We start from the raw sequence: 240 nt of genomic DNA, 5'->3' as shown, positions 1-240 counted from the left end.
ACTCAGGCGTGGCAGATAAACTAATAATAAACTCATCTTGCTGGCCAACAGCCGTTTGTTCTTGGCTAAGGCACATGGCTTGCGTTAAAGAGCGTAATTTGGCCTGCGTTAAAATGCTGCCAAAACACTGAACTGGTAAAGGCGGTATTTTAATTGCTGGCAGTGCTTGGCTAATACTGCGCTGACTTAAGGTAAAATCGTTATTTTTAATATCAATCACACTGCCCACAGGCCAGTAAG

At 43.3% G+C, this 240-nt stretch carries 1 protein-coding gene; it reads right to left on the bottom strand.

Features of this window, described 5'->3' with window-relative positions; all coding sequences use genetic code 11:
• The coding region (locus SB765_RS33290) for a hypothetical protein (RefSeq protein ID WP_410932990.1) at positions 1–220 on the bottom strand (220 nt) is incomplete at its 3' end.
• Positions 221–240: the final 20 nt, after the last annotated feature.

Source organism: Pseudomonas sp. SIMBA_067, from assembly GCF_046534675.1.
GTDB classification, from domain to species: Bacteria; Pseudomonadota; Gammaproteobacteria; order Pseudomonadales; family Pseudomonadaceae; genus Aquipseudomonas; species Aquipseudomonas putida.
This window is presented reverse-complemented; position numbering and strand designations above follow the sequence as displayed.